The organism is Enterobacter sp. CCUG 70166 (assembly GCF_020224095.1).
Classification (GTDB): Bacteria; Pseudomonadota; Gammaproteobacteria; order Enterobacterales; family Enterobacteriaceae; genus Enterobacter; species Enterobacter intestinihominis.
On sequence record NZ_NRIQ01000003.1, the window covers coordinates 1 to 21,273 of the forward strand.

The following is a 21,273-nucleotide window of genomic DNA, read 5'->3' on the forward strand; positions in this document are numbered from 1 at the left end:
GGGAACTGCCAGGCATCAAATTAAGTAGTAAGCCGGTGCATTAATCCGGTGGTTACAGAAGTATTCGGTGGAGCGGTAGTTCAGTCGGTTAGAATACCTGCCTGTCACGCAGGGGGTCGCGGGTTCGAGTCCCGTCCGTTCCGCCACTTATTAAAAGCCCTGAGCTAACGCTCAGGGCTTTTTTCTTATCTGTCGTTTTACTATTGCGAAATTAGCAAAAATCCTCTGCGTTTTACGATCTTTTTCGACATAACAACCACAGCGATAATCCTCCTCAGTTTACGAACATAACGATTGAGGAATGATATGACTATCCCTGCACTGGGTCTGGGCACTTTTCGCCTGAAGGACGACGTTGTTATCGCATCTGTTAAAACCGCACTCGAGTTGGGCTATCGCGCTATTGATACGGCGCAGATTTATGACAACGAAGCTGCCGTAGGTCAGGCTATTGAGGAGAGCGGCGTACCGCGCCATGAGCTTTTCATCACCACCAAAATCTGGATTGAGAACCTCAGCAAAGACAAGCTGATCCCAAGCCTGAAGGAAAGTCTGAAAAAGCTGCGTACTGATTATGTTGATCTGACGCTGATCCACTGGCCATCACCTGGCGATGCCGTCTCCGTAGAAGAGTTCATGCAGGCGCTGCTGGAAGCAAAAGAGCAGGGCTTAACGCGTGAAATTGGCATCTCGAATTTCACTATCCCATTGATGGAAAAAGCCATTGCCGCAGTGGGTAAAGAGAATATTGCTACTAACCAGATTGAACTCTCTCCTTACCTGCAAAACCGCAAAGTTGTGGACTGGGCGAAACAGCATGGCATTCACATCACCTCGTACATGACGCTGGCATATGGTAAGGCCCTGAAAGATGAAGTGATTGCGCGCATCGCTGAAAAACACAATGCAACAGCTGCACAGGTGATCCTGGCATGGGCGATAGGTGAAGGATATGCCGTGATCCCGTCTTCAACCAAACGTGAAAACCTGGCAAGTAACCTGTTAGCGTGGGATCTCCAGCTCGATGATGAAGATAAAAAAGCGATCGCTGCACTGGAATGCAACGATCGTCTGGTCAGTCCCGAAGGGTTAGCACCTAACTGGGATTAATAAAAACCCTCCCTCTGTGCCTTTAAACCCTCATACAGCTCCTCCGGGAGCTGTTTTTATATGCTCACTAAGGAAGTCGATAAATGCGCGTATGCGCGTACTTACTGCTCTGTCACTGTAATACACCGCGCTAAAAGGCATCTCTACAGGTAAGCGTTTGTCAGCCATTAGCTCAACTAGCTGGCCCGCAGCTATTTCCTTATCAATCATATAGTCTGATAAACAGGCGATCCCGTTTCCTTCAAGACATAGCTGTTTCAGCGTTTCCCCGCTATTAGACGAAAGTCCGCAGGTGATCTCATGAAGTTGTCCGTCATGACAGGCCACGGGCCAGGTGTTCAGCGAGACAGGCTCCGTAAAGCCCAGGCACAGGTGCTGCTTCAGCTCCTCAACGGTCTCAGGTTTGCCATGCTCTGCAATATATTGCGGTGACGCGATAATTTTGCGGTAGCTGGTGAACAGAGGGCGAGCGCGTAAACTTGAATCCGTCAGGGTTCCCGCGCGGATCGCCACGTCAACTTTACGCTCAATCAGGTTAATGAACGTCTCAGAGGAGACCAGAGACAGGGTCATCTCCGGGTAGCGTTCGCGGAAGGGTTTAATCAACGGCATCAGGAAATGCAGCACGACCGGCGTCGCCGCATCTATACGCAGCAGCCCACGAGGCGTGCTGCGAGATTCCATGATTTCCGTTTCTGCTGCCGCCATCTCCTGCAAAACGGACTGCACGCGTCGAAAATAACGTTCACCTTCTTCCGTCAGGCTGAGCTGCCGCGTTGTTCTGTTGAGCAGACTCACCCCGAGCTTCATCTCCAGCTTTTTCACCGAGCGGCTGATGGCGGAGTTCGCCTGTCCGAGCTGTTCGGCAGCACGGCTGAAGCTGCCGCTTTCAACAACGGCAACGAAGACAGTCAGTTCTTCCGATGTGGCTTTCATTATTGCATCACCTGCAAAATTCTATTGAGATTCTAACCATTTTTGTTATTTAAACACTGGCGCATACTGCCTGTCATCTTAATCCTGAAGAGACGGAGTATTTTATGCCACTGGCGCTTCTTGCCCTGACGATCAGTGCCTTCGCAATTGGCACGACCGAATTTGTTATTGTAGGACTTGTTCCTACCATTGCTGAACAACTCGCTATCTCGCTGCCTTCTGCCGGGCTGCTGGTATCTATTTACGCGTTAGGCGTCGCTGTTGGGGCGCCTGTGCTGACCGCACTGACTGGACGCTTTCCACGTAAACAACTGTTAGTTGCCCTGATGGTGCTCTTCACCGCCGGCAATATTCTGGCGTGGCAGTCACCGGATTACTCCACGCTGGTCATTGCCCGCCTGCTGACAGGCCTCGCGCACGGTGTCTTCTTCTCCATCGGTTCCACGATTGCAACCAGCCTGGTGCCAAAAGAGAAAGCGGCGTCAGCCATTGCGATTATGTTTGGTGGCTTAACCGTCGCGCTGGTCACCGGCGTGCCGTTAGGAACGTTTATCGGACAACATTTTGGCTGGCGTGAAACCTTCCTCGCCGTATCGCTGTTGGGCGTGATTGCTCTGGTAGCCAGCCTGCTGCTGGTGCCCTCCAGTATTCCGGGACGCGCGAGCGCCAGCCTGAGCGATCAGGTTAAAGTTCTGACACACCCGCGCCTGCTGCTGATCTATGCCGTTACGGCCCTGGGTTATGGAGGTGTGTTCACTGCGTTCACCTTCCTTGCACCGATGATGCAGGAACTGGCTGGTTTTTCTCCGGGCGCGGTGAGCTGGATTTTACTGGGCTACGGTATCTCCGTCGCAATCGGCAATATCTGGGGCGGCAAGCTTGCGGATAAGCATGGTGCGGTACCGGCGCTGAAATTCATCTTCGCCGCCCTGGTTGCCCTGCTGATGATTTTCCAGTTCACCGCATCGATGCAATACGCCGCGCTGGTAACGGTGTTGGTTATGGGGATATTCGCTTTTGGTAACGTGCCGGGATTGCAGGTATATGTTGTGCAGAAAGCCGAACGTTATACGCCTAATGCGGTGGATGTCGCATCTGGGCTGAATATCGCCGCATTTAATATCGGTATCGCACTCGGTTCGGTTATCGGTGGGCTGGTGGTTGAACATGTTGGATTAACCCAAACGCCATGGATTGGTGCGGTAATTGTGCTTATCGCTTTCCTCCTTATTGGTCTCAGTGGACGGCTTGATAAACCCGCTCGCGTCGCACTTGGATAAGTATCAGTAAGTGCTTGCTTACAAAACTGGAAAGCGGTTTCTCAGTAATTGCGTTGAAAGTGTGACCTAAAATCCCTATAACATTAGAACCAGTCCGTTTTCCGGGCTGGTTCATGTTACAGAGGCCGTTTCCAAAAGTGCGAAAAAATACCTATGCCATGCGTTATGTTGCCGGAATGCCTGCGGAGAGGATCTTGCCTCCGGGGTCGTTTGCGAGCCTTAGCCAGGCATTACCAGCGGGCACTCCATTAAGCAGTGACGAAAAAATTCGCGTACTGGTGTGGAACATCTTTAAGCAACAGCGTGCGGAGTGGTTATCCGTACTTCAAAATTTTGGTAAAGATGCGCATCTGGTTCTGTTACAGGAGGCGCAAACCACGCCTGAACTGGTCAGGTTTGCAACGACGAACTATCTTGCAGCCGATCAGGTGCCTGCCTTTGTTCTGCCACAGCATCCTTCCGGGGTGATGACCCTTTCAGCCGCACATCCGGTCTATTGCTGCCCGCTGCGTGAACGTGAGCCGATCCTGCGTCTGGCAAAATCAGCGCTGGTCACGGTCTATCCGTTGCCCGACACCCGTCTGCTGATGGTGGTAAACATTCATGCGGTGAACTTCAGCCTGGGTGTTGATGTGTACAGTAAGCAGTTACTTCCCATCGGCGATCAGATTGCTCATCACAGTGGGCCGATCATTATGGCCGGGGACTTCAATGCCTGGAGCCGTCCGCGTATGAACGCGTTGTACCGCTTCGCGCGTGAAATGTCGCTGCGTGAAGTTCGTTTTAACGATGACCAGCGCAAGAAAGCGTTTGGTCGTCCTCTCGATTTTGTCTTCTATCGGGGTTTAAGCGTGCACGACGCCTCCGTTCTGGTGACGCGCGCCTCCGATCATAATCCTCTACTAGTCGAATTCAGTCCCGGCAAACCTGATAAATAATGGTGCGTCAGGTCTGCCGTGGGGCAGGCCTGTGCGGGTGCTGCCCTTTATTTTTTTAACCCATAAAAGGACAGCAACATGACAACAACACACTCCCATCATGACAACGTCGAAAAACAGTTTGGTTCTCAGGCAAGTGCCTACCTGAGCAGTGCCGTACATGCCTCTGGCCGCGATCTGGTACGTCTCGGCGAACGGCTCGCCGCGTTTCCTGACGCGCACGTGCTGGACTTAGGCTGTGGGGCGGGGCACGCCAGTTTTACCGCCGCACAGCAGGTTGCTCAGGTGACGGCGTATGACTTATCGAGCCAGATGCTGGATGTGGTTGCTGAAGCGGCGAAAGCGAAAGGGCTGAATAACGTCACGACGCGCCAGGGCTACGCTGAATCTTTGCCCTTTGAGGATGCATCCTTTGAGGCTGTGATTAGCCGTTACTCTGCACACCACTGGCATGATGTGGGGCAGGCATTACGGGAAGTGAAACGCGTGCTCAAACCGGGCGGAATATTCATCATCATGGACGTGATGTCTCCCGGGCATCCGGTACGGAATATCTGGCTCCAGACGGTTGAAGCGCTGCGTGATACCTCGCACGTGCAAAACTACTCCAGTGGAGAGTGGCTTACGTTTATCACCGAAGCTGGCTTGATTTCACGCTCATTGATAACCGACCGTTTGCCGCTGGAGTTCACGTCATGGATTGCACGGATGCGCACACCGGAGGCATTAACTCAGGCGATCCGATTGTATCAGGAGAGTGCCTCTGCTGATGTCAAGGCGTACTTTGAATTGCATGACGATGGTTCGTTTACCAGCGACACCATTATGGCTGAAGCGCAAAAAGCGGGATAAGCAAAAAAGGCACCGAGGGGAATCGGTGCCTTTTTAATAAGCGATCGTACTATCAGGAATCTGGCGTAGCGCTGTTTTTCACAAACAACGTCAGCTGGTCGCCAGGTTGCAGATTGTCAGTATCGTTGTTCCAGCGCATCACATCTTTGATGTTTACGCCGTGACGCTTAGCAATACTGGACAGCGAGTCGCCTTTACGTACGCGATAGGTAATGCTATCGCTGTTTTTAGCGAGACGCTGTGCGCTGCTACCTGCACCTACGGTCAGCGTTTGACCCACTTTCAGACCGGATCCGCGCAGATTATTCCACTGCTGGAGATCTTTCGTATTCACGCCAAGACGTGATGCAATACCTGAAAGCGTATCACCTGAACGCACCTTATAGCTGCGGCTGCTTACAGGCGACGTATCAGCAATCAGCGTAGACTGAACGGCTGCAATTTCACCCGAAGCTAAAGACTCACGTAACTGCTCCGCGTGTTTCTGCGGAACCATCACATAGCGCGGGCCGCTTGCACCTAGCGTGGAGCCTTTAACACCTGCATTAAAGGTTTTAAGCTTACTTACCGACATACCCGTCATATCGGCAACCTGTTGAATATCAACAGGGCTGCTGAGGCGGACACGCGCCAGTGCACGACTTTCGTCTGGTGTTGGCAGTTGTACACCGTAACGTTTGCTGTTCTTGAGAATGTCACTCAATGCCAGCATTTTCGGTACGTAAATCTTTGTTTCCTGTGGCAGTGAGAGCGACCAGAAGTCTGTGGATTTTCCACGCGCTTTATTCGCTTTCATTGCCTTCAGTACACGACCTTCACCACTGTTATACGCCGCGACAGTCAATAACCAGTCGCCGTCAAACATCTTGTTCAGACGTTGCATCATGTCGAGAGCGGCTGTCGTTGAAGCGACAACATCACGACGCGCATCGTAGTTGCGGGTCTGCTTTAAACCATAATTTCGCCCTGTGCTCGGAATGATCTGCCAGATGCCTGCTGCATTGGCGCCAGACGTCGCGTGCGGGTCAAAAGCGCTCTCCACTATGGGTAGTAGTACCAGTTCCATAGGCATGTTACGTTTCTTAACTTGCCCTGCTATCCAGTACATATACGGCTCTGCCCGTAATGTTACATCGTGGAGATAGCTCTTATTTCTCAAATACTTCTGTTTCTGTTCGCGAATCCGGCTGTTTTCCGGAATTCCCATCTTTAGCTCGTCGCCAATAGAGGCCCACAAGTCTTGTTCCTGCGCGAAGGATGTCCCATCGTCCAACCATCGCGCCTGACTTGTAAACTTCCCTGCTTCCCCTTGACCAGCCGCAGAAAGGCTCTGTGCGTGCTGTTGTACGTTGCTGCCGTTTTGTGACTGGCAACCTACAAGCAGGACAGAGGCGAGTAATATCGCTTTTGCCTTCATGTGTGTGTCAATAGTTGCTTAAAAGACGAGCGATGATAACGGCGAAATTTTGAAAAGGCAACCCGCAATTATCTGAAGTTATCTTTCTTTGACCTTAACCATGCAAATCGCACTTCAGGTTGTAACAAATTTGTTTCTTGATTAATTTTATTAATTAAATCAACGTCATTCGTTCTTAAAAATAAATTTATTTGTCGCTCATTTTTCAGAATTACGGGGAGTGTTTTTTGGTTTTTTGCACGTAACTCCTTCACTTTCTGGTAATAATCCTGAATCGCCCGATCCTCTGGTAGTACGCTTGCAGCAAACTTCATATTCCCTAATGTATACTCATGTGCGCAACAAATTACGGTGTCGGCTGGCAGAGCATTAATTTTTTGTAAAGATTGATACATCTGTTCTGGCGTGCCTTCAAACAGCCTTCCACAGCCGCCGGAAAACAGCGTGTCGCCACAAAAAAGATAAGGTTTGCTGTAGAAACAGAGATGACCGGAAGTGTGACCTGGCGTAGCAAATACGGAAAACTCGCACCCGAGGATGAGGATACTTTCGCCTTCTTCGACAACTTGCGTCGTACCCTTATCCTGTGTCTCTGCTGGTCCGTAGACGGGAATATGGGGATAGCGCGCAAGGAGATCGGGAACACCACCGACATGATCGTGATGGTGATGGGTAAGGAGGATCGCTTCAGGCTGCCAGTCGTTTTCTTCTATCGCGTGCAGGATCGGTACGGATTCGCCGGGATCAACAATGATGCATCTGCGATCGTCATCGACTAAAACCCAGATGTAATTGTCCTGAAAGGCGGAAATACTGATAAGATTCATGCATTACCTCTTATAGCGTGGCGGGTGTTTTGATGAAACCGGCAAGGATACCTCAGACTGTCGCACCACCGGAACGTTGGGCAGAGTTGCCCTGGGGTGAATATTATCGCGAGGCCTTAGAACTTCAGCTTAAACCCTGGCTCGCGAAAATGTATGGTTTTCACCTGCTTAAGATTGGCAATCTGAGCGCAGAAATCAATACCGAAAGCTGCGCTATCTCGCATCAGGTTAGCGTATCGCTTAATGGCTCCCCGGTTCAGGTGAAGGCTGATCCGCTGCATTTGCCTTTTGCGGAAAAATCCATTGATGCCTGTCTGCTCGCCCATACGCTGCCCTGGTGCAGCGATCCCCATCGTCTGCTGCGGGAAGCCGACCGCGTTTTGATTGATGACGGCTGGCTGATCCTGAGCGGTTTTAATCCGCTGAGTCTGATCGGGCTACGTAAACTGACGCCCGTTCTGCGCCGCACGGCGCCATATAACAGCCGGATGTTTACCATGATGCGCCAGCTGGACTGGCTTTCACTGTTAAATTTCGAAGTGCTGAGCTACGGGGGTTTTCAGGTCATCCCCTGGACGCGTAAAGGCGGGGTCTTATTAAGTACCCATTTACCCGCGCTGGGCTGCATGCAATTTATTGTCGCGCGTAAGAGGACGATCCCACTTACGCTCAACCCAATGAAGCAAAGCAAATCAAAAACGCGGATCCGCCAGACCGTGGGTGCCACGCGGCAGTACAAAAAACCGTGATCAGGATTCAGGTTGATAACCTGCATCCTCATGGGTTGGGTTTGATGCCGCCGCGCGAGCCAGCTCGTCACAGCGTTCGTTTTCAGGGTGACCGGCGTGCCCCTTTACCCACTCCCATTTGATTTCGTGCTGACCGAGGGCGGCATCAAGACGCTTCCAGAGATCGACATTCTTGACGGGTTTTTTCTCTGCCGTTTTCCAACCGCGCTTTTTCCAGTTGTGGATCCATTGGGTAATGCCCTGGCGAACATACTGGCTGTCGGTACTCAGCACCACGTCACAATGTTCTTTTAAGGCTTCCAGCGCCACGATGGCCGCCATCAACTCCATGCGGTTGTTGGTGGTCAGGAAATAGCCTTCACTAAATGTTTTTTCATGCTGGCGATAGCGCATAATGGCGCCATAGCCGCCGGGCCCTGGGTTACCGAGACAAGATCCATCGGTGAAAATTTCTACCTGTTTACGCATCTCTGGTAGACTTCCTGTATTTGAAACGTTCAGTAAAACGATAAGTCTGACATAAATGACCGCTATGAGCACTGCAATTACTCGCCAGATTGTTCTTGATACCGAAACCACCGGTATGAACCAGATTGGCGCCCACTACGAAGGGCACAAAATCATTGAGATTGGTGCCGTTGAAGTGGTGAACCGCCGTCTTACGGGCAACAACTTCCACGTTTACCTCAAACCCGATCGGCTGGTGGATCCGGAAGCGTTCGGCGTTCACGGGATTGCCGATGAGTTTTTGCTGGATAAGCCCACCTTCGCCGATGTCGCGGATGAATTTCTCGACTACATCAGAGGTGCGGAACTTGTCATTCATAACGCGTCGTTCGATATCGGCTTTATGGACTATGAGTTCAGCAAGCTCAACCGCGATATTCCAAAGACCAATACGTTCTGTAAAGTCACGGATAGCCTGGCGCTGGCAAGGAAGATGTTTCCCGGCAAGCGTAACAGCCTTGATGCCCTGTGCTCTCGCTATGAGATAGACAACACCAAGCGAACCCTGCACGGCGCATTGCTCGATGCCCAGATCCTGGCCGATGTTTACCTGACCATGACCGGCGGGCAAACGTCGATAAAATTCAGTATGGAAAATGAATCCCAGCAGACGCGGGATGAAGGCGGCATTCAGCGTGTCGTGCGCCAGGCTAATCGCCTGCGGGTTGTTTTAGCCAGTGATGAAGAGCTAATGAACCACGAATCTCGCCTCGATTTAGTGCAGAAGAAGGGCGGAAGCTGTCTGTGGCGTGGATGAAAAAAGGCGGAAACGTTTGTTAAATCGCCGTTTGGGTGATTTTTGCAGCAAACGATTCAAAACCTGAGAAAAAGCGTTGACGAGTTCAGAGGCAAACCGTAATATTCGCCTCGTTCCCCAAACGGGAACAGTGGAGCGGTAGTTCAGTCGGTTAGAATACCTGCCTGTCACGCAGGGGGTCGCGGGTTCGAGTCCCGTCCGTTCCGCCACTATTCAGAAAGCCTGAATCAGAAATGATTCAGGCTTTCGTCGTTTTATACTCCCTACACTCGCTTATCTCTCTTCTTATTTTCGTTAACAAAAAGTTAATATAATCAGTGCAATTTATTAACATTTGCACGGTTTTAGTGCGTTATTTGCACTGCTTTTGTGCATTGTTTGCCCATCCCCTCTCCGAACCTCACTTAGTTATGTAATAATTATGTAAAAATAATTCATAAGAAATCATTCGGTTACCGATCATTTTTCAGAAAAGATCTGAACCAATGCGCTATTGGTTCGCTTATTGCTTAATCATTAGCACGATAAGTAGTTCGTCATATCAATAACTTATCGTTAATAAAAATAAAGTCATGATGAAAGCGAGCGAACCAATATGGAAAAACCTTCACGGGTTTTAGCAAATTCCAGCACCGCGCTTGACCAGTTGCGCGGGCTTATCAACCAGCACGAGTCAACACCAGGCACTCCGCTGCCCACTGAACGTGAGCTATCGGAAACACTCGGCGTAGGACGACGCGAAGTGCGTCGCGCGCTGGACGTGCTGGAAGAAGAAGGGCGGATCTGGCGCAAGCAGGGCAAAGGTACCTTCATTGGTCCGGCTGCCCCTGTTGAGCCGTTGGCGCTTCAGGGATTGGTTCAGCAAACCAACCTGCTGGAAGTCATGGAAGCTCGACTACAGCTCGAACCCGGCTTAGCCCGACTTGCGGCACTGCGTGCCACCAGGGAAAACCTCGCGCTCATGCAGCGCATGCTGGAACGCATTGACAAGGTCAGCCCGGATGACCGCGATCTTAACGAACTGTGGGATAGCGCCTTTCATCGCGCCATTGCGGAAGCAGCCGGCAACCGCCTGATGCTAGGGCTTTTCGATGCGATAGATGCCGTCCGCCGGGAGCCCGGCTGGCAGTATTTACGCGAGCTTGCCCGCACCCCCGAACGTGTCGACAACTACAACGACCACCATCACAAAATCATGTCAGCGATTATTCATCGCCAGCCTAATGAAGCTGCGGCCGCCATGCGCGAACACCTGCTCAGCCTGCAAACCGCCCTGATTCAGGCTATCCACCTTGAGGACGATTCCACGCTATGACGACGATACCCTTTAAGGACTCCATGCCCGTACTGCGGCTGCAAAACCTCAACGTTAAATTCGCGGGCTCGCCGGTAAGCGTGCTCGAAGACATCTCGCTGACGGTCAGGGCGGGAGAGACGCTGGCGCTGGTGGGCGAGTCCGGCTGCGGTAAAAGCATCACTTCCCTGGCGCTGATGGGGTTATTGCCTGCCAGCGCCAGGATCGTCAGTGGGGAGATGCACTTCCGCCGCCACGATCTGCGCAAGCTCTCGCCGCGCGAGTATGCCAATCTGCGCGGCAGCGAGCTGGCGATGATATTCCAGGAGCCCATGACCTCGCTCAACCCGGCTTTCACGCTTGGCGATCAGCTCAGTGAAGCGGTGATGCGCCATCAAACGATCTCCCGGGCTGAGGCGATGACGGTTGCGCTACAGATCCTGGAGAAGGTGCAGATCCCGGCCGCAGAGATGCGCCTTAAGGCTTACCCGCATCAGCTTTCCGGCGGTATGCGCCAGCGCGTGATGATTGCGATGGCGCTGATAAACCATCCCAAATTACTGATCGCTGACGAACCCACTACCGCTCTGGACGTGACCATTCAGGCGCAAATTCTCGCTCTGCTCAATACCTTAAAAGAAGAAACGGGCACGGCGGTGCTGATGATCACCCACGATTTAGGCGTGGTGGCCGAAGTGGCACAGCAGGTGGCGGTGATGTATGCCGGCCAGGTAGTAGAGCAGGGAAGCGTCGAGGCGATATTTGCCGACCCGCAGCACCCGTACACAATTGGCCTGATGGGCTCGATCCCCTCCCTTGGCGTACGCAAGGGCCAGCTTTCCACCATTCCCGGATCGGTCCCGCTGCCGGAATCCATGCCTCAAGGCTGCCGCTTTGCCACCCGATGTCCCTTCGCGCAGACGCGCTGTCATGCTGAAAAACCACCGCTCACTATGCTCGGCACGGGTCATCAGGTTGCCTGCTTCCGCGTGCCGCTGGAACAACACATTGCCCTGGGAGAAATTGCATGACCACGCCCATTCTTGAAGCCCGGGATCTGAGCAAGCTTTTCCCCGGCCCGAAAAAACTGTTTACGCCGGCCCGCTTTGTCACGGCTGTTGACCGCGTTTCACTGTCGGTGCTGCCAGGCGAAACGCTGGCTATTGTCGGCGAATCAGGTTCCGGGAAATCCACCCTCGGCCGTCTGCTGCTGCGCCTGCTGGGCGCCAGCGAAGGGCGCGTATTTTATCAGGGTGAGGAGATCACCCACGCCTCAGGCGCACGTCTGAACCAGCTCCGGCGTGAGCTACAGATCATCTTTCAGGATCCCTTCGCCTCGCTGAACCCGCGCATGACGGTAGAACAGATTGTCGGTGAGCCGCTGTGGCTGCACCAGAACATGAAAAAAGCGGATCGCCAGTACCAGGTCGCCGAGCTGCTCAGGACGGTCGGCTTGCCCGCGGCCTGGGCCGGACGTTATCCGCACGAATTTTCCGGCGGGCAGCGTCAGCGTATCGGCATTGCGCGCGCGCTGGCGTCAGGCCCAAAGCTGCTGCTGGGCGATGAACCGGTTTCCGCACTGGATGTTTCCGTCCAGGCACAGGTGGTCAATTTACTGGAAAGCCTGAAGCACCAGTTGGGGCTAACGATGGTGATCGTCGCCCACGGTCTGGCGGTTATCCGTCATATGAGCGACCGCGTGGCGGTGATGTATCTTGGGCAAATCGTCGAGCTGGCCACCGTCGACGATATCTTCGACGCGCCGCTGCATCCTTATACTCAGGCGTTAATCGCCTCAGCACCGCAAATGCAGCCAGGCGTAGCGCGGGATGCGCCGCTGTTGCAGGGGGATTTACCGAACCCGGCTAATCCGCCCTCCGGCTGCCGTTTCCACACCCGTTGCCCCTACGTTACCGATGAATGCCGCCAGGTCGAGCCGATTAATCAGTTCATCGACGGCGGGCGTCAGGTCGCCTGCCACCGCTGGCAGGAGATTAACCGCGATCGCAGCGTTATCCAGATCGCACCGCCATCCGCCACATTTTTGCGCCGCCGCGCGCTGTTTGAACACGCGGCTACTCACTCCTCCCTTCCTTCAAGGAACTCATGATAATGACAATGCGTAATTCTCTTTTGACCGTACTGGGAAGTGTTATGTTGCTTGGTGCGGCGCTGCCCGCCCATTCTGAAAGCGTGCTGCGAATCGGCCTGGGTGCAGATCCGGACATGCTGGACCCGCATCTGGCGCGTACCTATTATGGCCGCTTCGTCTTTGCCTCCCTGTGTGACCGGCTGGTGGACGTGGACGAGCACCTCAAGGTGGTGCCGGGACTGGCGAAATCCTGGGCGTGGAGCGATGACGGCAAAACGCTGACCCTGGATCTCCGTGAAGGCGTGGCCTTCCACGACGGTGAAAAATTCGATGCCGCCGCCGCGAAATACAACCTCGACCGGGCCCTGACGCTAAAAGGCTCTCTGCGTAAAAGTGAACTCTCTTCCGTTGAGTCGGTGGAGGTCACCGGCCCGATGCAGATAGCCCTGCACCTGAAAACGCCGGATGCCGCACTTCTGATGCAGCTCACCGATCGCGCAGGCGCAATGATGGCGCCGGAAGCCGCGAAAAAAGCCGATTTTGCCGCCCATCCGGTCTGTTCCGGCCCCTATAAATTCGACAGCCGCGTGTCGCAGGACCGCATTGTGCTGACCCGCTTCGACAACTACTGGAACAAAGACGCCTACCACTTCGATAAAATTATCTATCTGCCGATCCCGGATGCCTCCGTGCGCCTGGCGAACCTGCGCGCGGGCGATCTCGACCTGACCGAAGGCATTGCCGCCAGCGACGTCAAAACCGTCGAAGCCGACAGCAAGCTGGCGCTGGCGAAGGTGACGGGCCTCGGATACCAGGGCATCACCTTCAATATTAACAATGGCAGAGTCCCGGCGAACGATCCCTTCAAAGATGCCCGCGTGCGTGAAGCATTTTCCCAGGCCATCGATCGCGATGCTTTAAACCAGGTAGTGTTCGAAGGGCTTTACACTCCGGCAAACCAGGCGTTTTCGCCGGTAAGCCCGTATCACGTCAATCTTCCGGTTCCCCCGCGTGACGTCGACAAAGCCAAAGCGCTGCTGAAAGCCGCAGGCGTCACCGCGCCGCTGACCGTCAATCTACTGGTGCCGAACAACCCAACCTCGCAGCAGGTGGGACAGGTATTGCAGGCGATGGTGGCAGAGGCGGGCTTTAACCTGAACCTGCAAATGACCGAGTTCGCCACGCTGCTGGATCGCCAGCAGAGCGGTGACTACCAGTTGAGCTTCTCCGGCTGGTCGGGTCGCCCGGATCCAGATGGCAGCATCTACGGCTTTATCAACAGCAAAGGCACCCTCAACGACGGCCGCTACAGCAATGCTCAGGTGGATGAATGGCTAACGCAGGCGCGTCAGAGCACCGATCAGGCCGCCCGCCAGCCGCTGTATGACAAGGTTGTGAAGCAGCTTCAGACCGATATGCCGATTGCATACCTTTACTTCGAACCGCGCATTTTTGGCCTGAACAAGCGCGTGCAGGGCTTTAAAGCGTACCCGGACGGCATTGTGCGTCTGGCTGGCTTAACGCTGGCGAAATAAACCTCCTGAGGAGAACCCATGCTGGAACTGATTTGCAAACGTCTGCTGCTGGCTATACCCACTCTGCTGCTGGTGAGCATGATGGTGTTCGGCCTGCAAAAGCTGCTGCCTGGCGATCCGCTGATTGCCATGGCCGGGGAGGAGCGCGATCCGGCGGTGATCGCCCAGCTGCGTGCTGAGCTGAATCTGGACGCGCCGATCCCCGTGCAGTATTTCAACTGGCTGACGCGGGCGCTGCAAGGCGATCTGGGTGTCTCCTTACGCACTCATGAGCCGGTCACGCAACTGATTGCCAGCAAGCTGCCGGTCACGCTGGAACTGTCGCTGCTGGCGATGATTATCGCGCTGGTGTTTGGTATCAGCATGGGGATCCTCGCGGCGGTGAACAAAAACAGCTGGGTCGATCACGGGGCGAACTTTGTGGCGATCTCGGGGATCTCAATACCGCACTTCTGGCTGGGGATCCTGCTGATTCTGGTCTTTTCAGTAAACCTGCAATGGTTGCCTGCGTCCGGTTATGTGCCGTTCAGTGAAGATCCGATCCAGAACCTGCGGACATTGCTGCTGCCCGCGTCCGTGCTCGGAACCGGCCTGGCGGCGACGCTGATGCGCCATACCCGCGCGTCGATGATTGCGGTGCTGAAAGCGGATTACATCCGCACCGCGCGCGCTAAGGGGCTGCTGCCGAAAGCGGTGATCCTGAAGCACGCCTTTCGCAATGCGCTGGTGCCGGTGATCACCCTCACCACGTTGCTGTTCGGCGAGCTGCTGGGCGGGGCGGTGCTGACCGAGCAGGTGTTCACCATTCCGGGCTTCGGCAAAATGATCGTCGACTCGGTGTTCAACCGCGACTACGCGGTGGTGCAGGGCGTAGTGCTGATCGTGGCGATCGGTTTCCTGATGCTCAACCTGCTGGCTGACGTGCTCTACGTCCTTATCAACCCGAAAATGCGAGGTTAATCATGGCGGAACTGACGACGCAAACCGTGGCGCCCGCGCTGCCGCGCGCGCAAAACCGGGTGCTGAAAAAATTCCTCGCCAATAAAAGTGCGGTGATTGGCGCGCTTGTGGTGGGCTTTTTTGTGCTGGTGGCGCTGCTGGCGCCGTGGATCGCGCCATTTGACCCGGTCAAAGCTAACTTCCTCGCGGTGCGCAAAGCGCCATCGGCGATGTACTGGTTCGGCACCGACGAGCTGGGGCGCGATATCTTGTCCCGCATTATCTGGGGGGCGAGAACCTCGCTGATGGCGGGCTGTATGTCGGTGGCGATCGCGGTTGTCATCGGCGTGCCGCTGGGGCTGGTGGCGGGTTATTTCCAGAAGATGTGGGACGGGGTGATCTCCCGCTTTATTGAGGCACTGCTGGCCTGTCCATTCCTGATCATGGCGATCGCGCTGGGGGCATTCTTAGGCCCAAGCCTGACGAATGCCATGATCGCTATTGGACTCTCGGCAATGCCGATCTTCGCCCGCCTGACGCGCGGCCAGGTGATCGCCATTCGCAACGAAGAGTACATCGACGGCGCGCGGGCGATTGGCCTGCCGGACCGCTGGATCATCATTAAATACGTTCTGCCCAACGTGATGTCACCTATCCTGGTGCAGGCCACGCTGGCCATTGCCTCGGCGATTATCGCCGAAGCCAGCCTTTCGTTTTTAGGGTTAGGCCAACAGCCGCCGAACCCATCCTGGGGCTCCATGCTCAACACCGCAAAAGGGTTTCTCGAACAGGCGCCGTGGATGTCGGTTTTCCCCGGCGTGGCGATTTTCCTTGCCGTTCAGGGCTTTAATTTACTCGGCGACGGGCTGCGCGATGCGCTCGATCCGCGCCACGACTAAGGAGTCATGATGACCAAAGCGCTCGATTTTACAACCGGTTACGATTCACGACGCCCGCCGATGATGGGCCATAACGCCGTTGCCACCTCGCAGCCGCTGGCGGCACAGGCGGGAATGAAGATGCTACAGCTGGGCGGAAATGCCGTTGATGCGGCGGTTGCGACCGCCATGGCGCTGACCGTTGTCGAGCCGACCGGCAACGGCATCGGCAGCGATGCTTTTGCCATTGTCTGGGACGGTGAAAAACTTCACGGTCTGAATGCGTCCGGTCGTTCGCCAGCCAGCTGGCATGCGGATCTGTTTGCCGGAAAAACCGCCGTACCGGAAATCGGCTGGGACGCGGTGACCGTGCCGGGTGCGGTGTCGGGCTGGGTGGCGCTGGCTGAACGTTTTGGCACGCTGCCGCTGACCACGCTCGCGCAGCCAGCCATTGATTACGCGCGCAACGGTTTCCCGGTCTCGCCGCTGATCGGCCATCTCTGGCAGCGCGGCTACAACAAGCTGAAAGATCAGCCCGGGTTTAGTGCCTGCTTTGCGCCGGAAGGCTGCGCGCCGCGCGTGGGGGAGATCTTCCGTAACCCGGCGCAGGCGAACTCACTGGAGCTGATCGCCAAAACCAACGGCGACGCGTTTTACCGTGGCGAACTGGCGCAGAAAATTGCCGCCTTCGCCAAAGCACATGGTGCACACCTGACCGAAGCAGACCTGGCGAATCACCGTGTGGACTGGGTGGAACTGCTATCGCGCGACTTCGCGGGCGGTTCGGTGCAGGAATTGCCGCCAAACGGTCAGGGGATCGCCACCCTGATTGCGCTCGGCATTCTGGAGCAGTGCGGCATCGAGAAACATCACCCGGATTCCGTGCAGGGGCTGCACCTCTCTATAGAGGCAATGAAGCTGGCGCTGGCGGATCTCGATCGCTACGTTGCGGATGAAGAGCATATGGAGTTTGCCGCCAAAGCGCTGCTGAGCGACCATTATCTGAAGTCGCGCGCCGCGCTTATCAACCACGATAAAGCCTCTGATTTTGTGTACGGATCGCCGACGCAAAGTGGGACGGTTTACCTCAGCGCAGCGGATTCCAGCGGGATGATGATCTCCTTTATCCAGTCCAATTTTATGGGCTTCGGTTCAGGGATCGTGGTGCCGGAGACGGGGATCAGCCTGCAAAACCGCGGCTGCGGCTTTGTGCTCGATCCCAAACACCCGAACGCGCTGGCGGGCAGCAAGCGTCCTTTCCACACCATCATTCCGGGCTTTGCGATGGACGGTAACGGCAAACCGCTGATGTCCTTCGGCGTGATGGGCGGCCCGATGCAGGCGCAGGGGCACATGCAGATGGCGCTTCGCATTATGCTGCACGGGCAAAACCCGCAAGCGGCGATTGACGCCCCGCGCTGGCGCGTGGTGCAGGGCAGGGAAGTGGTTGTTGAATCGACCTTCGATCGCAATACCATCGCGGCGCTGCGCGAGCGCGGACACCAGATAGTGGTGGAAGATCCGCTTCAGGATTACAATTTTGGCGGCGCGCAGGTGATTTACCGTATGCCGGAAGGGCACTACGTGGCTGCGACGGAGAGCCGCAAAGACGGGCAGGCGTTGGTGAGCTGATTTATAGGCCGGGTAAGGCGCAGCCGCCACCCGGCTTTTTCTTATCCAATGCTAAATGGATCTGCATCCTGCCAGGCCGGAAACTTCTCCCGATACTCCTTTAACGCCGTTAACGAGATCTCAGCGTCAATTCGTGTCGCCTGATGCGGCTCGGCGGTGGCAATAATCTCACCCTGCGGACTGATCACCCGGCTGTCACCGCGATAGTGATGCCCGTTGCCGTCCGTTCCTACGCGGTTACAGCCAACGACATAAGCCTGATTTTCAATCGCGCGCGCGGTCAATAAAGCCTGCCAGTGCAGGGAGCGTGGGGCGGGCCAGTTGGCGACGTACAACGCCAGGTCATAATCGTTGCGGTTGCGCGACCACACCGGGAAGCGCAGGTCATAGCAGACCAGCGGCAGAATACGCCAGCCGCGCCATTCAAATACCACGCGTTCGTTTCCGGCTTCATAATGTTGATGTTCATCCGCCATGCGGAACAGATGGCGCTTATCGTAGAAATGGACGTTTCCTTCCGGCTCGACCAGCAGGAAGCGATTGACCGGTCCGCGCCCGGTCTGGAGCGCGACGCTGCCGGCAATCAGCGCGTTTGTTTCCTGCGCCCTGGCGTGCATCCAGGCCACCACCTCGTCCTGCGGCATGGACTGTTTTGCTGCCTCCATCGCGAAACCTGTGGTGAACATCTCCGGCAGGACAATCACATCGCGTCCGGTAATCTCTTCCAGCTGGCGATCAAAATGGCGAAGGTTGGCGGGGCCGTCCATCCACACTAAAGGTTGCTGCAAAACAGAAATCTTTAAACCAGGCACGATACAGGCTCCTTAATAAACACTTTTTGACACTGTAGCACGTCATTACCAGAAAATGTGGCAATAAAAAACCCCGCGCGGGGCGGGGTTTGTGAGAACAAAATACCTTATGCCGCTTCAGGTTTGCGGTGCTTCTCTGGCAGCTTTACCGGCTGAGTCGCCAGCTCTTCTGGTTCGAAATCATCCACGTTAATACTGCGCAGACGGCTCTCTTCGGCTTTCACCAGAATCGCAGCTTCGCTGTTGTCGATGATGCCACCCGCCAGCGCCTGTTTTGCCAGCTCATCCAGTCGTGTAAACGGCAGGTTTTTGCCCAGCTGTTTGCAGATCTTCTGGTGAATCGGGTCGGCGGCCATCACGTCAAGCAGCGCTTCTTCCAGCAAACCTACCGGGTTATGCGGGGTAGGTTCCAGGTATTGACCACGGCCAATACGGGAACGGGTTGCGCTTGGTACCTGGAGGATCTTCGCCACTTTATGATCCAGCTTGTCAGACGGTGCCAGATGGTGACGACCGGTCGGGAAGATCACCGCGCGCAGGGCGCCCGCCACGAAGCGGTTCGGGAAGTTTGCCAGCAGGTCGTCAATCGCCTGTTCCGCCTGATACATCGCATCCTGCACGCCCCAGTGCACCAGCGGCAGATCCGCTTCCTGACGGCCTTCATCGTCGTAGCGTTTCAGCACCGCAGAGGCCAGGAAGATCTGGCTCAGCACATCACCCAGACGGGCGGAGATGCGTTCGCGACGCTTCAGGCTTCCGCCCAGAACGGCCATGGAGACGTCAGACAGCAGCGCCAGGTTAGCGCTCAGACGGTTCAGGTGTTGGTAGTAACGTTTGGTTGCATCGCGGGTCGGCGTCGCGCTGGTCAGCCCCCGCGTCAGGCCGAGCCAGAAGCTGCGAACTTCATTGCTGCCAACGTGACCGATATGTTTGAACAGCAGCTTGTCGAAGGCATCCACGTCGTTATTCTGCGCGGCAGCCATCTCTTCCAGCACGTACGGATGGCAACGAATCGCACCCTGGCCGAAGATCATCATGCTGCGGGTCAGGATGTTTGCCCCTTCCACGGTGATGGCAATCGGTGCGCCCTGATAGCCGCGCGCCAGGAAGTTGCCTTCGCCAAGCATAATGCCTTTACCGCCTGCGATATCCATTGCATCAATAATTGACTGCTGTGCGCGGTGGGTACAGTGGTACTTCACAATCGCCGACAGCACGGCAGGTTTTTCGCCCAGCATAATACCGTAGGTAATCAGCGAGGCTGCGGCGTCCATCACGTAGGCATTGCCCGCAATACGCGCCAGCGGCTCTTCGATACCTTCCATCTTGCCGATGGAGATTTTGAACTGACGGCGGATATGCGCGTAAGCCCCAATCCCCATCGCCACCGATTTCAGACCGCCGGTAGAGTTCGATGGCAGTGTAATGCCGCGGCCCACCGACAGACATTCCACCAGCATACGCCAGCCCTGACCGGCCATTTTCGGTCCACCGATGATGTAGTCAATCGGCACAAAGATATCCTGACCGCGAGTCGGGCCGTTCTGGAACGGTACGTTCAGCGGGAAATGACGACGACCAATTTCAACCCCCGGGGTCGAGGTTGGGATCAGCGCACAGGTAATGCCCAGATCTTCTTCACCGCCCAGCAGTTTTTCCGGGTCAGAAAGTTTGAACGCCAGACCGAGTACGGTGGCGATAGGCGCCAGGGTGATATAACGTTTGTTCCAGGTCAGGCGCATGCCCAGCACCTGTTCGCCCTGCCATTCGCCCATGCAGACCACGCCAGTATCCGGGATCGCACCGGCATCAGAACCGGCTTCCGGGCTGGTCAGCGCGAAGCACGGAATTTCCTGACCACGCGCCAGACGCGGCAGATAGTGATCTTTCTGCTCTTCCGTACCGTAATGCTGTAACAGCTCGCCCGGGCCTAAGGAGTTTGGCACGCCAACGGTGATCGCCAGGATCCCGGAAACACCCGCCAGTTTTTGCAGGACGCGAGCCTGAGCGTAAGCGGAGAATTCCAGACCGCCGTACTCTTTCTTAATGATCATCGCGAAGAAGCGATGCTCTTTCAGATATGCCCACAGCTCAGGCGGCAGGTCGGCCATTTCGTGAGTGATGGCAAAATCGTTCGCCATGCGGCAGGCTTCTTCCACCGGGCCGTCAATAAAGGCTTGTTCTTCGGCGGTCAGACGCGGCTGCGGGTAGTTGTGCAGCTTTTTCCAGTCCGGGTTGCCCTGGAACAGATCGCCTTCCCACCAGGTCGTGCCCGCATCAATCGCCTCTTTCTCCGTGCGCGACATCGGCGGCATCACTTTACGGAATCCCTTGAACACCGGCGCAGAGATCATCGACTTACGCATCGGCGTCAGGTTAAACGGCAGCAAAATGATTGCCAGGGGAACAAGTACCCAGATATTCCACAGGCCAGCGACGCCAAGTGCAGCCGTCCAGGCCAGAAGAATCAGGCTACTCAGGAATAAACTGACACGGTGATAGAACAACACCCCGAGCAGCACAACGGTTGCGAAAATGCTCAAAATCATCATAAAGAAAAGCTCCCTTGCTTGTAGGAGGTCTGACCACTTGTGATGATATGGTTGTAGTTGATGTCATTTCCTTTAGCAATGTGTTTACAAAATAATTACAACCTGGTTCACATTGTTCGCGTTTTAGCCGGCACAAAAAATCAAAACGCCGGACGATTCGCATGGC

At 55.2% G+C, this 21,273-nt stretch carries 19 protein-coding genes and 2 tRNA genes; 15 read left to right on the plus strand and 6 right to left on the minus strand.

Annotated elements, in window-relative coordinates:
* Positions 1-69 precede the first annotated feature (69 nt).
* Both CKK19_RS01330 and dkgB read left to right on the plus strand, forming a co-directional pair.
* A tRNA-Asp gene (locus CKK19_RS01330) sits at positions 70-146 on the plus strand.
* A gap of 160 nt (positions 147-306) precedes the next feature.
* Positions 307-1,110, plus strand: coding sequence for a 2,5-didehydrogluconate reductase DkgB (dkgB, locus tag CKK19_RS01335; protein WP_045308946.1), 804 nt, complete (start codon positions 307-309; stop codon positions 1,108-1,110).
* A gap of 30 nt (positions 1,111-1,140) precedes the next feature.
* Here dkgB and yafC read toward each other — a convergent pair whose 3' ends face one another.
* A complete protein-coding gene (yafC, locus tag CKK19_RS01340; RefSeq protein WP_022647124.1) occupies positions 1,141-2,046 on the minus strand; it encodes a DNA-binding transcriptional regulator YafC in 906 nt (301 codons plus the stop codon).
* A gap of 104 nt (positions 2,047-2,150) precedes the next feature.
* Here yafC and CKK19_RS01345 point away from each other — a divergent pair, with 104 nt between their 5' ends.
* The 3 genes from CKK19_RS01345 to CKK19_RS01355 all read left to right on the plus strand — a co-directional run bounded on the left by CKK19_RS01345 (position 2,151) and on the right by CKK19_RS01355 (position 5,116).
* A complete protein-coding gene (locus tag CKK19_RS01345; protein ID WP_048966287.1) occupies positions 2,151-3,326 on the plus strand; it encodes an MFS transporter in 1,176 nt (391 codons plus the stop codon).
* 137 nt (positions 3,327-3,463) lie between these two features.
* Positions 3,464-4,264, plus strand: a complete 801-nt coding sequence (locus CKK19_RS01350; protein ID WP_032621812.1) for an endonuclease/exonuclease/phosphatase family protein — start codon at positions 3,464-3,466, stop codon at positions 4,262-4,264.
* Positions 4,265-4,342: 78 nt separating this feature from the next.
* On the plus strand, positions 4,343-5,116 hold the full coding sequence (locus CKK19_RS01355) for a class I SAM-dependent methyltransferase (protein WP_022647127.1): 774 nt from the start codon (positions 4,343-4,345) through the stop codon (positions 5,114-5,116).
* A 52-nt stretch (positions 5,117-5,168) separates the two neighbouring features.
* Here the strand turns inward: CKK19_RS01355 and mltD are convergent, their stop codons facing one another.
* A complete protein-coding gene (gene mltD, locus CKK19_RS01360; protein WP_022647128.1) occupies positions 5,169-6,533 on the minus strand; it encodes a murein transglycosylase D in 1,365 nt (454 codons plus the stop codon).
* Positions 6,534-6,601: 68 nt separating this feature from the next.
* Positions 6,602-7,360 (minus strand): hydroxyacylglutathione hydrolase, encoded by a 759-nt coding sequence (gene gloB, locus CKK19_RS01365; RefSeq protein WP_063854134.1) that lies wholly within the window; start codon positions 7,358-7,360, stop codon positions 6,602-6,604.
* 32 nt (positions 7,361-7,392) lie between these two features.
* On the opposite strand from gloB, the gene CKK19_RS01370 reads away from it, so the two are divergent.
* Positions 7,393-8,109: a class I SAM-dependent methyltransferase gene (locus tag CKK19_RS01370; RefSeq protein WP_023299381.1), complete on the plus strand. Its 717-nt coding sequence runs from the start codon at positions 7,393-7,395 to the stop codon at positions 8,107-8,109.
* Here the strand turns inward: CKK19_RS01370 and rnhA are convergent, their stop codons facing one another.
* Positions 8,110-8,688, minus strand: a complete 579-nt coding sequence (rnhA, locus tag CKK19_RS01375) for a ribonuclease HI (RefSeq protein WP_160840538.1) — start codon at positions 8,686-8,688, stop codon at positions 8,110-8,112. It lies immediately after the preceding gene.
* On the opposite strand from rnhA, the gene dnaQ reads away from it, so the two are divergent.
* The 9 genes from dnaQ (at position 8,642) to CKK19_RS01420 (ending at position 17,743) form a co-directional block, all read left to right on the plus strand.
* On the plus strand, positions 8,642-9,373 hold the full coding sequence (dnaQ, locus tag CKK19_RS01380) for a DNA polymerase III subunit epsilon (protein WP_072201000.1): 732 nt from the start codon (positions 8,642-8,644) through the stop codon (positions 9,371-9,373). The two genes, rnhA and dnaQ, sit on opposite strands and share 47 nt — an antisense overlap.
* Before the next feature lie 132 nt (positions 9,374-9,505).
* A tRNA-Asp gene (locus CKK19_RS01385) sits at positions 9,506-9,582 on the plus strand.
* Positions 9,583-9,968: 386 nt separating this feature from the next.
* The gene (locus tag CKK19_RS01390; RefSeq protein ID WP_022647132.1) at positions 9,969-10,688 is read left to right on the plus strand and encodes a FadR/GntR family transcriptional regulator; all 720 of its coding nucleotides are present in this window, start codon (positions 9,969-9,971) and stop codon (positions 10,686-10,688) included.
* Positions 10,685-11,698, plus strand: coding sequence for an ABC transporter ATP-binding protein (locus CKK19_RS01395; protein ID WP_046620616.1), 1,014 nt, complete (start codon positions 10,685-10,687; stop codon positions 11,696-11,698). The genes CKK19_RS01390 and CKK19_RS01395 overlap by 4 nt, the downstream gene beginning before the upstream one ends.
* Positions 11,695-12,777, plus strand: a complete 1,083-nt coding sequence (locus tag CKK19_RS01400; protein WP_063854135.1) for an ABC transporter ATP-binding protein — start codon at positions 11,695-11,697, stop codon at positions 12,775-12,777. The genes CKK19_RS01395 and CKK19_RS01400 overlap by 4 nt, the downstream gene beginning before the upstream one ends.
* A gap of 2 nt (positions 12,778-12,779) precedes the next feature.
* Entirely contained in the window at positions 12,780-14,294 is a 1,515-nt protein-coding gene (locus CKK19_RS01405) for an ABC transporter substrate-binding protein (RefSeq protein ID WP_074174436.1), read from the plus strand.
* An 18-nt stretch (positions 14,295-14,312) separates the two neighbouring features.
* Entirely contained in the window at positions 14,313-15,254 is a 942-nt protein-coding gene (locus tag CKK19_RS01410; RefSeq protein ID WP_022647136.1) for an ABC transporter permease, read from the plus strand.
* 2 nt (positions 15,255-15,256) lie between these two features.
* Complete coding sequence (locus CKK19_RS01415) at positions 15,257-16,132, plus strand: ABC transporter permease (protein WP_048965741.1); 876 nt, start codon at positions 15,257-15,259, stop codon at positions 16,130-16,132.
* A gap of 9 nt (positions 16,133-16,141) precedes the next feature.
* Positions 16,142-17,743 carry a gamma-glutamyltransferase family protein gene (locus CKK19_RS01420; protein WP_048965740.1) on the plus strand — a complete coding sequence of 534 codons (1,602 nt, stop codon included), beginning with the start codon at positions 16,142-16,144 and terminating at the stop codon, positions 17,741-17,743.
* 41 nt (positions 17,744-17,784) lie between these two features.
* Here CKK19_RS01420 and CKK19_RS01425 read toward each other — a convergent pair whose 3' ends face one another.
* Together CKK19_RS01425 and fadE are read right to left on the minus strand one after the other, a co-directional pair.
* Entirely contained in the window at positions 17,785-18,555 is a 771-nt protein-coding gene (locus tag CKK19_RS01425; RefSeq protein WP_023305484.1) for an amidohydrolase, read from the minus strand.
* Positions 18,556-18,662: 107 nt separating this feature from the next.
* On the minus strand, positions 18,663-21,107 hold the full coding sequence (gene fadE, locus CKK19_RS01430; protein WP_023299388.1) for an acyl-CoA dehydrogenase FadE: 2,445 nt from the start codon (positions 21,105-21,107) through the stop codon (positions 18,663-18,665).
* Positions 21,108-21,273 lie beyond the last annotated feature (166 nt).

What these genes read in the sequence shown, in the direction of transcription:
- dkgB (WP_045308946.1), top strand. Translation starts at nt 307, where the DNA reads ATGACTATCCCTGCACTGGGTCTGGGCACTTTTCGCCTGAAGGACGAC.
- yafC (WP_022647124.1), bottom strand. Translation starts at nt 2,046, where the DNA reads ATGAAAGCCACATCGGAAGAACTGACTGTCTTCGTTGCCGTTGTTGAA.
- CKK19_RS01345 (WP_048966287.1), top strand. Translation starts at nt 2,151, where the DNA reads ATGCCACTGGCGCTTCTTGCCCTGACGATCAGTGCCTTCGCAATTGGC.
- CKK19_RS01355 (WP_022647127.1), top strand. Translation starts at nt 4,343, where the DNA reads ATGACAACAACACACTCCCATCATGACAACGTCGAAAAACAGTTTGGT.
- mltD (WP_022647128.1), bottom strand. Translation starts at nt 6,533, where the DNA reads ATGAAGGCAAAAGCGATATTACTCGCCTCTGTCCTGCTTGTAGGTTGC.
- gloB (WP_063854134.1), bottom strand. Translation starts at nt 7,360, where the DNA reads ATGAATCTTATCAGTATTTCCGCCTTTCAGGACAATTACATCTGGGTT.
- CKK19_RS01370 (WP_023299381.1), top strand. Translation starts at nt 7,393, where the DNA reads ATGAAACCGGCAAGGATACCTCAGACTGTCGCACCACCGGAACGTTGG.
- dnaQ (WP_072201000.1), top strand. Translation starts at nt 8,642, where the DNA reads ATGAGCACTGCAATTACTCGCCAGATTGTTCTTGATACCGAAACCACC.
- CKK19_RS01390 (WP_022647132.1), top strand. Translation starts at nt 9,969, where the DNA reads ATGGAAAAACCTTCACGGGTTTTAGCAAATTCCAGCACCGCGCTTGAC.
- CKK19_RS01395 (WP_046620616.1), top strand. Translation starts at nt 10,685, where the DNA reads ATGACGACGATACCCTTTAAGGACTCCATGCCCGTACTGCGGCTGCAA.
- CKK19_RS01400 (WP_063854135.1), top strand. Translation starts at nt 11,695, where the DNA reads ATGACCACGCCCATTCTTGAAGCCCGGGATCTGAGCAAGCTTTTCCCC.
- CKK19_RS01405 (WP_074174436.1), top strand. Translation starts at nt 12,780, where the DNA reads ATGACAATGCGTAATTCTCTTTTGACCGTACTGGGAAGTGTTATGTTG.
- CKK19_RS01410 (WP_022647136.1), top strand. Translation starts at nt 14,313, where the DNA reads ATGCTGGAACTGATTTGCAAACGTCTGCTGCTGGCTATACCCACTCTG.
- CKK19_RS01415 (WP_048965741.1), top strand. Translation starts at nt 15,257, where the DNA reads ATGGCGGAACTGACGACGCAAACCGTGGCGCCCGCGCTGCCGCGCGCG.
- CKK19_RS01420 (WP_048965740.1), top strand. Translation starts at nt 16,142, where the DNA reads ATGACCAAAGCGCTCGATTTTACAACCGGTTACGATTCACGACGCCCG.
- fadE (WP_023299388.1), bottom strand. Translation starts at nt 21,107, where the DNA reads ATGATGATTTTGAGCATTTTCGCAACCGTTGTGCTGCTCGGGGTGTTG.